This is a genomic window from Paraburkholderia tuberum STM678, assembly GCF_902833905.1.
GTDB lineage: Bacteria > Pseudomonadota > Gammaproteobacteria > Burkholderiales > Burkholderiaceae > Paraburkholderia > Paraburkholderia tuberum.
In genome coordinates this window covers 24,767-32,773 of record NZ_CADFGP010000073.1, presented here as the reverse complement: position 1 = coordinate 32,773, position 8,007 = coordinate 24,767, and the positions used below count along the sequence as shown (strand labels likewise).

Sequence of the window (8,007 nt, the reverse complement as noted above, 5' to 3'; positions counted from 1 at the left end):
ACTAGTCAGTATGACTCCGCGAGGTAGAGGCTGGCCCGCCGCGAGGACTCAAACGCGGGTTAGTATTTCTGCCAGAGCCGCACGGTGTGGACAGGGCCACACCCGGCGATATCCATCACGGAGGCCAGCGTGGAAAAAGATATCACACTGTACGTAGGGCTCGACGTTCACAAGGATTCGATCACGGTTGCCTATGCGCTGGGCACAGGCGAGGTCGAACTGCTCGGCAAGATTGGCACGACGAAGACGGATATTGATCGGCTGTGTACGCGCCTGCAATCGAAGGCGCGGCACATCCGCATCGTCTACGAGGCGGGCCCGTGCGGCTATGGACTTTATCGTCAGCTCGTGCAGAAGGGATTCGACTGCCTGGTGTGCGCGCCGTCGCTGATTCCGAAAAAGCCGGGCGATCGGGTCAAGACTGACCGGCGTGATGCGATCAAGCTGGTGCGGTCGCTGCGCGCCGGCGACCTGTCAGCGGTGTACGTGCCAAGCGTGGAAGACGAAGCATTCCGCGATCTGGCTCGCGCGTGGGTCAGCGCCAAGGACGATCTTAAGCGTGCGCGGCAACGGCTGAAGGCCTTTCTGCTCTTGCATGGCGTGCGCTATGCCGGCCGCGCCGACTGGGGACCTGCGCACCGGCGCTGGCTCAGCGCCTATGCTTTCGACAGCGTCTGGCAGCAACTGGCGTTCGAGGAGTATCGGCGCACGATCGAGGATCGCCTGGCGCAATGCGACCGGCTGGAGGCCGCGTTGCGCGAGGCTGTCGTCAACTGGCGATTCTATCCTGCCGTGCTGGGCCTGCAGACGATGCGCGGCGTGCAGTTCACCACGGCAGTGGGCATGCTCGCTGAGCTCGGGGATCTGTCACGCTTCGCCCACCCGCGCCAGCTGATGGCCTGGCTGGGGGTGACGCCATCCGAACACTCGTCGGGCGACAAGCGCCGTCAGGGCAGCATCACCAAGAACGGCAACAGCTATGCAAGAAAGTTGCTGGTGGAAGCGGCCTGGAGCTACCAGCATCCGGCCCGCGTGAGCCCCGAAATCCAGCGCCGCCACGAAGGCATCCCCAAGCCCATCGTTGACCGCGCCTGGGACGCGCAGATGCGCCTGTGCCGGCGCTACCGGAAGCTCCTCGCGCGCGGCAAGCAGAAGAATATTGCGGTGGTCGCGGTCGCTCGCGAACTCGCCGGTTTCATCTGGGACATCAGCCAGCTCGCCATGTCGCTCTCCGTACGGCCCGAGGTGCGCATGGCGTGACCGAACCCTTGAGCAACAAGTAAATCAACCTCACCACCCGAGCAAGAGTTTCCTGAAAGCGGCGTAGCCCGGCACCCGAGCAACCCGCGAGACGGTTAGGCAACGGATTTGATTCGACTTGCGGCACTAGATAGCGGCAGGCTCGCTGGGCGGACTTCTGTAATGCGGTAACCAACCCGCGGATATCAGCATGATCCACCGTCGAGATTTACTGCTACGTCGCCCTCAGGAAATTCAGATGGCAGCTCAAAACCCAAAACCGATCCCCTCTTGACAAGCGGAGTCATATCAGCCGTCCGGATTCCAGCTTGAATCGCTACGCCCTGCTTCTCATTACCTCGATGCTGCTCGTCGGCAGCAACGTCGGAATCGGTAAATCGATCGTCGCCTTCGTCCCCGTCCCGCTGTTTGCGCTGCTGCGTTTCGTAATCGCGATGGCCGTGTTTTGGCCGCTGCTGCGCGCGACCAAACTGCGCCGCGTCAAACGCGATGAATGGATCAACCTGTTTTTGCAGGCGCTATTCGGCACCTTCGGCTTCACGCTGCCGATGCTGCCGCTCGGCGCCGGCACGCTCGCGCATTTCGACTATCGCGCGGTGCCGTAGAGCGTCTGGATGCTGGTGTTGTGGTACGGGCTGTCGGCCAGCATCTTCTCGTTCTGGCTGTGGATGAAAGGCATCCGTCACGTGCCAGGCAGTCGTGCCGGCGTGTTCAGCGCGGTGCTGCCGGTCGCCGCAGCGTGCCGCCGATCGCATCGTAATTCCGGTGTGGCGGGCGCTGCCCGCCGCAAAGCAGCAGATTCGACCGACGCTGTACAATGGCGCGCCTGACGCGAGTCTCGCGCCCCTTCGGTGGCCGCGCCCCGCACCGCCGTCGGCGCCTGGCCCCCTGTTCCGTCACCCGCGCTTCATCTGACCGTTGCCTATGTCCGCTTCGCGACCCGCCTGCGCCCGTCCGCGCCGCCCCATGCGCGCGCTGCCCCGCCTCGTTTTCATGAGCCGCTGGCTGCAGGTGCCGCTGTACCTCGGGCTGATCGTCGCGCAGGCGGTCTACGTCGTGCTATTCCTGAAGGAAGTCTGGCATCTGGTCACCGACTCGATGAAGCTCGACGAAACGCACACGCACCCCAAACATTTCGAAGGGCCCGCGGCATTGCACGCCGTGGGCGGCATCAAGGTTTCCACTCCCATGAAGGCGCAAGACTGACCGCACCGTGCTGCGATCCGACAACAAGCGCCACTCCCCACTGAGCTAGCCATGACCGTCATCAAACAGGAAGACCTGATTCAGAGCATCGCTGATTCGCTGCAGTACATCAGCTACTACCATCCGCTCGACTACATCGAAGCGCTCGGCCGCGCGTACGAGCTCGAACAGAGCCCCGCAGCGAAGGACGCGATCGCGCAGATCCTGACCAACAGCCGCATGTGCGCCGAAGGCAAGCGCCCGATCTGCCAGGACACCGGCATCGTCACGGTGTTCGTGAAGGTCGGTATGGACGTGCGTTGGGACGGCGCGACGATGAGCGTCACCGACATGATCAACGAAGGCGTACGCCGCGGTTATCTGAATCCGGACAACGTGCTGCGCGCATCGATCGTGAGCCCGCCCGAAGGCGCGCGCAAGAACACCAAGGACAACACGCCGGCCGTGATCCACTACGAGATCGTGCCGGGTAACACCGTCGACGTGCAGGTCGCGGCCAAGGGCGGCGGCTCGGAGAACAAGTCGAAGTTCGCGATGCTGAACCCGTCGGACTCGATCGTCGACTGGATCCTGAAGACCGTGCCGACGATGGGCGCGGGCTGGTGCCCGCCGGGCATGCTCGGCATCGGCATCGGCGGCACCGCTGAGAAAGCGATGGTGATGGCGAAGGAATCGCTGATGGACCCGATCGACATTCAGGACGTGATCGCGCGCGGCCCGAAGGACTGGATCGAAGAGCTGCGCGTCGAGCTGCACGAGAAGGTCAACGCACTCGGTATCGGCGCGCAGGGCCTCGGCGGTCTGTCCACTGTTCTCGACGTGAAGATCATGGCCGCGCCGACGCACGCCGCATCCAAGCCGATCGCGATCATCCCGAACTGCGCGGCGACCCGCCACGCGCACTTCACGCTCGACGGTTCGGGCGTCGCCAAGCTCGAAGCGCCGTCGCTCGACGCATGGCCGAAGGTGCACTGGGAACCGAACACGGAAACCAGCAAGCGCGTCGACCTCAACACGCTGACGCCGGAAGAAGTGGCGGGCTGGAAGCCGGGCCAGACGCTGCTGCTGTCGGGCAAGATGTTGACGGGCCGCGACGCCGCGCACAAGCGCATCGCCGACATGCTCGCGAAGGGCGAGAAGCTGCCGGTCGATTTCACGAACCGCGTGATCTACTACGTCGGCCCGGTCGATCCGGTGCGCGACGAAGCGGTCGGCCCGGCGGGCCCTACCACTGCGACGCGGATGGACAAGTTCACCGAGACGATGCTCGCGCAAACGGGCCTCATTTCGATGATCGGCAAGGCCGAGCGCGGCCCGGTCGCGATCGAGGCGATCAAGAAGCACCAGGCAGCGTATCTGATGGCCGTCGGCGGTGCGGCGTACCTCGTGTCGAAGGCGATCCGCAGCGCGAAGGTGCTCGCGTTCGAAGACCTCGGCATGGAAGCGATCTACGAGTTCGACGTGCAGGACATGCCGGTCACGGTCGCCGTCGATTCGAACGGCACCTCCGTGCACCAGACCGGCCCGAAGGAATGGCAAGCCAAGATCGGCAAGATTCCGGTCGCCACGGCTTGATGAGTCGCGATTAACGCTACTCAGGTCAGTCGAAAAGCCGGGGCCGCGATCCCGGCTTTTTCTTTCCGTGCGTCATGCACGCGCAAGGCGCCGCACGCACGAGGCCGCCAACGCCGCCAACAGTTGTATCGGATCTCTTGGCTTTTTTGGACATGGCGTTTATTGTTGTTGGAAATTCAAGGTTCCCGAAAAAGGAAATAACATGCAAGGCGACAAGAAGGTCATCGAATATCTGAACGCGCAGTTGAAAAACGAACTGACCGCGATCAATCAATATTTCCTGCATGCCCGAATGTACGGCCACTGGGGCCTCGACAAGCTCGGCAAGCACGAGTACGACGAGTCGATCGGCGAAATGAAGCATGCCGACATGCTCATCGAACGGATCTTCATGCTCGACGGTCTGCCGAATCTGCAGGACCTGCACAAGCTGCTGATCGGTGAGGAAACCAAAGAGATCCTCGAATGCGATCTGAAGCTCGAACAGATTTCGCAAGGCACCTGCAAGGAGGCGATTGCCTACTGCGAATCGGTGCGCGATTTCATCTCGCGCGAAATCTTCACGAAGATTCTCGACGACACCGAAGAGCACATCGACTGGCTCGAAACCCAGCTCGATCTGATCGACAAGGTCGGTATCCAGAACTACCAGCAAAGCGCGATGGGCTCGGTCGAGTCCTGATCGAAGCACGCTGAAGCATCCCGCGCGGTAGCGGCACGACGCCTGCCCAGCAGGCATTCGCGCCGGACCGTACCGCACGGGCGATATACTTGCGCGCTTGTTCGCGCCTCACCGTGGTTTCACCCTTTTCGCCGACCGCCACTTCCCGCTCGTTTTTTTCGCCTATGCCCGCCCCTTCGCCGTCCCCGACTGTCCGCAGTGTTGCCGCTGGCGCCGCGTCGCAGGCGCCGATCGGCATTTTCGATTCGGGGCTCGGCGGCCTGTCCGTGCTGCGCGCGGTGCGCGCGCAACTGCCTGACGAGGCGTTGCTGTATGTCGCGGATTCGCTGTACGCGCCCTACGGCGAGCGCGACGACGACTTCATCACCGACCGCACGGTGGCCATCGGCGAATGGCTCGCCGCACAAGGCGCGAAGGCGCTCGTGGTCGCATGCAATACGGCGACCGCGCAGTCGATCGCGCTGGTGCGCGAAAAGCTGCCGATTCCGCTCGTCGGCGTCGAGCCGGGTGTCAAGCCCGCCGCGCTGCAATCGAAAAGCCGCGTCGCCGGCGTGCTGGCGACCCAGGCGACACTGCGCAGCGCCCGCTTTCAGGGGCTGCTCGAACGCTACGCCGCCGACTGCCGCTTTCTGTGCCAGCCCGGCCACGGGCTCGTGCAGGCGGTCGAGCGTTGCGACGTCGGCTCGGCCGAGCTGCAGGCACTGCTGCGCAGCTACCTGGAACCGATGCTCGACGCGGGCGCCGACACGCTGGTGCTCGGCTGCACCCATTACCCCTTTCTCGACGCGGCGATCCGCGACATCGTCGGCGAGCGGCTCGCGCTGATCGACACGAGCGTGGCGATCGCGCGTCAGCTCGAACGCGTGCTCGAGCAGCACGGCCTGCGCGCCGCGGCGTCGGCCGGGGGCACGCCGCTGCCGCGCTTCTATTCCACCGACGACGGCATCCATCAGCAGCAACTCGCCGCCACGCTGCTGCGGATCGAGGCCGCGGTCGAGCAGGTATCGATACCGTCGGGCCGCACGGCCGCATCGGATTCTCGCGCCGCCTAGCGCCGGCAATCGGCGCGCGCCCCGCCCTTCCTGCCGACGAAATCCATTCTAAGAGTCTGGTTTTGTTACAAAAAATCGCACGGGACGCTTGCCAAACGAACCAAACAAAATGATAATAATTCGCATTAACGTTAGCTATCACGCCTGCCATGATCGTCTGTGTCTGCAAATCCGTATCCGACCGCACAATCCGCTCCTCAATTGCGGACGGCATCGACTCGTTCGACGAGTTGCAGTTTGAACTCGGCGTCGCCTCGTGCTGCGGCAAATGCGAGGAATCCGTGCGTGACGTGATGCTGCAAAGCGGCGTGTGCGCGAGCCGTTGCGGCGTGGTCGAGCATCGGCAGGTGCAGAGCGTCGCCGAGGTCGTGCAAGTCGCGTTCTACGAGCGCAAGGCAGCCTGAGCTCAGCTAGCAGGGCCGGTGCAGGCCGTGTCGGTGCGTCTAAAAGCCCCTCTGCTTCACGCACGCTTTATGTAGCGCTCCGATGCGACGTTGAATGTGCCGCACGTCTGCAACACAACCGCAGTACTGTCCGCCGTACTGCGTTATCCCACTGCCGTCAGCAAGCCAGTACTCGTACCAGCCAGCTACCCCGCTCCCCCTTCGAAAGGAGTTCGAGATGGAATTGCTGATTGGTTTCGTGACTACTTTGTTCATTTCGCTGCTGATTTTCCGAACATGACGATGCCCTGTTTGACGCGCCGCCCGCACGGTGCGCTGCCACACTGACCATGCAGGCTCCGCGTCCCGTTTCCGCCCGCGCCACGCTGGCGTCGTCCACCCGACCGAATTCCCGCGCGCTGACAGCCACTGCCATAGTCGCCGCGGTTCACGTCGCTCTGCTCGCCGTGATCATGACGCTGCGTCACGAGCCTGTGCCGGTCGCGCTCGAATCGCACATGATGACCGCCGAACTGCTGCCGCCCGCGCCGCTCGCCGCGCCGGTCGCGCTGCAATCGATCGCTCCGCCGCCGCCCCGGCCAACGCCGCCCGTCCATACAAGACCGAAAGCCCAGCCGAAGCCGACTCCGACGCCCAAGCCGACGCCAACTCCGTTGCCACAGGCCGCTGCGCCATCGCCGACGCCGGTCGCGGCGCCCGATCCGACGCCGGCCGCGCCCGCCGCGCCCGCGACACCGCCCACCGCGGCAGCGCCCGCGATCGGCAAGCCGACGATGGAAATCAGCGCGCCGAAAAACGTGTCGCACCTCGATTGCAATATCAGCCAGCCCGAATACCCGGCTCTATCGCGGCGCCGCGGCGAATCCGGCACCGCGTACGTGCACTTCGTCGTCGGTCTGACCGGCAAGCTCGAGAACATCGATTTGAAGAAAAGCAGCGGCTTTAGCCGTCTCGACGACGCGGCCTTGGCCGCCGTACGCGCGAGCGCCTGCAAACCATATCTCGAGAACGGCGAGCCCGTCAGGGCCGCGTACACCCAGCCTTTCAACTTCAATCTGACCGACTGAAGCAAGCTTTCAAAAACAAGGGATTGCAATGCAAAACTACGGATTGGCACACGTGTGGGCGCAAGGGGATTTCGTGACGCGCGGTATCGCGCTCGCGCTATTGATCATGTCGGTGATGTCGTGGAGCGTGATCGTCGTCAAAGGCTGGAACGTGATGCGCCTGAAGCGCCTGACGAAGAACGCCGAGCAGGCGTTCTGGCATTCGGACGACCTCGCCGACGGCGTGAAGAAGCTCGGCGGCGGCGCCTCGACGCCGCATGACAACCCGTTCCTCGCGCTCGCGCTGTCGGGCCAGGAAGCGGCCGACCATCATCACCAGACGCAGCCGCATCTGCACGACCGCATGGACGTGTCGGACTGGATCACGCGCTGCCTGAAAGACACGATGGACGAAAGCGTCGCGCGCATGCAGAGCGGTCTCGCAATTCTTGCGTCGATCGGCAGCACCGCGCCGTTCGTCGGCCTGTTCGGCACGGTCTGGGGCATCTATCACGCGCTGCTCGCGATCGGCGCGAGCGGCCAGTCGTCGATCGACCAGGTCGCCGGCCCGGTCGGCGAAGCGCTGATCATGACCGCGTTTGGTCTGTTCGTCGCGATTCCGGCCGTGCTCGGCTACAACGCGCTGACGCGCGCCAACAAGGCGATCGTCGCGAAGCTGAGCCGCTTCGCGCACGGGCTGCATGCGTTCTTCGTGACCGGTGCCCGTCTGTCGTCGACCAGGCGCGGCGACGGCCTGCGTCTCGCAACCCGCGCCAACTGAT

The 8,007-nt window shown here is 63.9% G+C and carries 7 protein-coding genes and 2 pseudogenes; all 9 read left to right on the top strand.

The genetic code is table 11. The features are described from left to right. Positions 1–129: 129 nt before the first annotated feature. The 9 genes and pseudogenes from HWY30_RS35940 to HWY30_RS35900 all read left to right on the top strand — a co-directional run bounded on the left by HWY30_RS35940 (position 130) and on the right by HWY30_RS35900 (position 8,006). Positions 130–1,260: an IS110 family RNA-guided transposase gene (locus tag HWY30_RS35940; protein WP_090803864.1), complete on the top strand. Its 1,131-nt coding sequence runs from the start codon at positions 130–132 to the stop codon at positions 1,258–1,260. 308 nt (positions 1,261–1,568) lie between these two features. After that, positions 1,569–2,090: pseudogene (locus HWY30_RS35935) on the top strand (EamA family transporter). Between the two features lie 136 nt (positions 2,091–2,226). Further along, positions 2,227–2,379: pseudogene (locus HWY30_RS42785) on the top strand (YqhA family protein); the annotation flags it as partial. A 138-nt stretch (positions 2,380–2,517) separates the two neighbouring features. Further along, positions 2,518–4,041, top strand: a complete 1,524-nt coding sequence (locus tag HWY30_RS35925; protein WP_090803861.1) for a fumarate hydratase — start codon at positions 2,518–2,520, stop codon at positions 4,039–4,041. A gap of 202 nt (positions 4,042–4,243) precedes the next feature. Beyond that, positions 4,244–4,723: a bacterioferritin gene (gene bfr, locus HWY30_RS35920; RefSeq protein ID WP_018418627.1), complete on the top strand. Its 480-nt coding sequence runs from the start codon at positions 4,244–4,246 to the stop codon at positions 4,721–4,723. 164 nt (positions 4,724–4,887) lie between these two features. Beyond that, on the top strand, positions 4,888–5,775 hold the full coding sequence (gene murI, locus HWY30_RS35915) for a glutamate racemase (RefSeq protein ID WP_090803859.1): 888 nt from the start codon (positions 4,888–4,890) through the stop codon (positions 5,773–5,775). A 149-nt stretch (positions 5,776–5,924) separates the two neighbouring features. Then, entirely contained in the window at positions 5,925–6,179 is a 255-nt protein-coding gene (locus HWY30_RS35910) for a (2Fe-2S)-binding protein (RefSeq protein WP_090803857.1), read from the top strand. 329 nt (positions 6,180–6,508) lie between these two features. Beyond that, positions 6,509–7,246: an energy transducer TonB gene (locus HWY30_RS35905; RefSeq protein ID WP_090803856.1), complete on the top strand. Its 738-nt coding sequence runs from the start codon at positions 6,509–6,511 to the stop codon at positions 7,244–7,246. Between the two features lie 28 nt (positions 7,247–7,274). Beyond that, a complete protein-coding gene (locus HWY30_RS35900) occupies positions 7,275–8,006 on the top strand; it encodes a MotA/TolQ/ExbB proton channel family protein (protein ID WP_018418631.1) in 732 nt (243 codons plus the stop codon). The last annotated feature ends 1 nt before the right edge of the window (position 8,007 follow it).

What these genes read in the sequence shown, in the direction of transcription:
- HWY30_RS35925 (WP_090803861.1), top strand. Translation starts at nt 2,518, where the DNA reads ATGACCGTCATCAAACAGGAAGACCTGATTCAGAGCATCGCTGATTCG.
- bfr (WP_018418627.1), top strand. Translation starts at nt 4,244, where the DNA reads ATGCAAGGCGACAAGAAGGTCATCGAATATCTGAACGCGCAGTTGAAA.
- murI (WP_090803859.1), top strand. Translation starts at nt 4,888, where the DNA reads ATGCCCGCCCCTTCGCCGTCCCCGACTGTCCGCAGTGTTGCCGCTGGC.
- HWY30_RS35910 (WP_090803857.1), top strand. Translation starts at nt 5,925, where the DNA reads ATGATCGTCTGTGTCTGCAAATCCGTATCCGACCGCACAATCCGCTCC.
- HWY30_RS35905 (WP_090803856.1), top strand. Translation starts at nt 6,509, where the DNA reads ATGCAGGCTCCGCGTCCCGTTTCCGCCCGCGCCACGCTGGCGTCGTCC.
- HWY30_RS35900 (WP_018418631.1), top strand. Translation starts at nt 7,275, where the DNA reads ATGCAAAACTACGGATTGGCACACGTGTGGGCGCAAGGGGATTTCGTG.